The sequence below is a fragment of the Methylobacterium sp. WL18 genome, assembly GCF_008040015.1.
In the GTDB taxonomy this organism is placed as follows: Bacteria; Pseudomonadota; Alphaproteobacteria; order Rhizobiales; family Beijerinckiaceae; genus Methylobacterium; species Methylobacterium mesophilicum.
On sequence record NZ_VRVD01000704.1, the window covers coordinates 1 to 2,247 of the forward strand.

The following is a 2,247-nucleotide window of genomic DNA, read 5'->3' on the forward strand; positions in this document are numbered from 1 at the left end:
CCGCTGACCGGGCCCGGCCGGGTGCGGGCCCGGTCAGCGGTGCGTCCGATGCGCCCTCGGCGCCGGGCTTGGCCTGCTGGGTGCAGACCACCTGCTCCTTCTTCACCAGCACGAAGCAGATGCTCATCTCGCCGGTCCGGTAATTGACCCGGAACACGCCGGCCTCGCGGGTGTGGCGGCTGGCGACCAAGCCGTATTCCGAGGGCGCCTGTGCGCCGGCGCCCTCCCCGGGGCCGAAGCACACGGTTTGGCCGATGCCGCCGGCCGATTCCTGCAGCCCGTACTGGCAGGAGGTCACCTCGCCGGTGACCTTGTCGACTCGGTACATCCGGTTCAGGTCGGTCTGCGGCGCGGGCACGAATTCGAACGAGGTCGCGGCGGCCGGCACGCTGGCGAGTGCAAGGCAGGTGGCAAGCAGGGGCAGGGACGGTTTCATCGCGGGATCCGGGAGCTGACGCGCTCCGCCTTTCGCTGGGCTTTCGGGCGAGTGTGGGGCGCCGCGTCGCCTTGCCGCCGACGCCGGCCGGCTTTAGCGAGGCCGTACCCCAGCAGGAGCCCAACCCGATGCCGCCCGAATCGACCGCTCGTCCGCCGATCGCCGTGTTCGACCTGGACGGGACCCTGGCCGAGACCGCGGGCGACCTCATCGGCACGCTCAACGTGCTGATGAAGCGCGAAGGCCTGGCCGAGCTGCCCCTGTCCCAGGCCCGCGGCCTGATCGGGGCCGGCGCCAAGGCGCTGATCCGGCGGGGCTTCGAGGCGGAGGGCCGCGCGCTCTCGCCGGAGGACCACGAGCGGCTGTTCAAGGCTTTCATCGCCCATTACGGCGAGCACCTCGCCGACACGTCGCACCTCTATCCCGGTGTGGCGGAGGCGCTGGACACGCTGGAGGCGGCGGGCTTCCGGCTGGCGGTCTGCACCAACAAGTTCGAGGGCCAGTCGGTGGAGCTGCTGCGCCTGCTCGGGATCGGCCATCGCTTCGCGGCGATCTGCGGGCGCGACACCTTCCCGGCCTACAAGCCCGATCCGAGCCATCTCACCGGCACGATCGAACGCGCCGGGGGCGACCCGGCCCGGGCCGTGATGGTCGGCGATTCGCGCACCGACATCGACACCGCCAAGGCCGCCGGCATCCCGGTGGTGGCGGTGACCTTCGGCTACACCGACGTGCCGGTGGCCGAGCTCGGGCCCGACCGGGTGATCGAGCATTTTTCGGATCTGGCCGAGGCGGTCCGCGCCCTGGTGCCGGTGGAGGCCGCCTAGGGGGTCAGCGCAGCCAGGTCGTTAACCGCGCCACCGCCTCCCGGCATTCCGCCTCGGAGCCGGCGAACGAAAACCGGACGTGGCGGTGGCCGAGATCCGGATCGAAATCGAGCCCCGGGGTCGCCGCGACGTTGGCCTCGTCGAGCATGCGCCTGCAGAAATCGGTGGCGTCGTTGGTGAGGTTCGCCACGTCCGCGTAAAGGTAGAAGGCGCCGTCGGCCGGGTGCACGCGCCCGAGGCCGAGGCCGGGCAGCGCGTCGAGGAGGATCGCCCGGTTGCGCGCATAGCCGTCGCGGACGGCGTCGAGTTCTTCCGTGGCGTCCAGCGCGGCGAGCGCGCCGACCTGCGAAAGGTAGGGCGCCGAGATGTAGAGGTTCTGCGCCAGCCGCTCGATCGGGCGGACCAGGACCTCCGGCACCACCATCCAGCCGACCCGCCAGCCGGTCATGCAGTGGTATTTCGAGAACGAGTTGATCACCACCGCGTCGGGGTCGAACCGCAGGGCAGTCACGGTCGGAACGCCGTAGCTGAGGCCGTGATAGATCTCGTCGGAGATCAGCGGCAGGCCCAACTCGCGGGTGGTCGCGCAGAGGTCGCGCAACGCGTCTTGCGTGATCACCGTGCCGGAGGGGTTGGCCGGGCTCATCACTAGGGCGCCGGCCAGCGACGCGCGGGCATGGGTCTCGCGCAGGAGCGCGGCCGTGGGGGCGAACCGGTCCTCGGCGCGCAGCACCATCGGGGCCGGCACGAGGTCGAGGGCGGCTAGGATGCTGCGATAGGCCGGGTAGCCGGGCTGCGGTACCGCCACCCGGGAGCCGGCATCGAACAGGCTCATGAAGGCGAGTACGAATCCGGCCGACGAGCCGGTGGTGATCACCACCCGCTCCGGGCTCACCGCGACGCCGTGGCGCTCGGCATAGTCCCGGGCGATCCGCTCGCGCAGGGCCGGCAGGCCGAGCGCCTCGGTGTAGGGCACGCGGCCGG

At 71.6% G+C, this 2,247-nt stretch carries 3 protein-coding genes; 1 reads left to right on the top strand and 2 read right to left on the bottom strand.

Features of this window, described 5'->3' with window-relative positions; all coding sequences use genetic code 11:
• On the bottom strand, positions 1-436 hold a 436-nt coding region (locus tag FV228_RS27240), incomplete at its 3' end, for a hypothetical protein (protein ID WP_187277938.1).
• A 128-nt stretch (positions 437-564) separates the two neighbouring features.
• Between FV228_RS27240 and gph the strand changes: the two genes are divergently transcribed.
• A complete protein-coding gene (gene gph / locus FV228_RS27245; RefSeq protein WP_147857369.1) occupies positions 565-1,263 on the top strand; it encodes a phosphoglycolate phosphatase in 699 nt (232 codons plus the stop codon).
• Positions 1,264-1,267: 4 nt separating this feature from the next.
• On the opposite strand, the gene FV228_RS27250 is transcribed toward gph, so the two are convergent.
• Positions 1,268-2,247, bottom strand: a 980-nt coding sequence (locus FV228_RS27250; RefSeq protein ID WP_147857370.1) for an aminotransferase class I/II-fold pyridoxal phosphate-dependent enzyme, incomplete at its 5' end; no start/stop codon positions are given.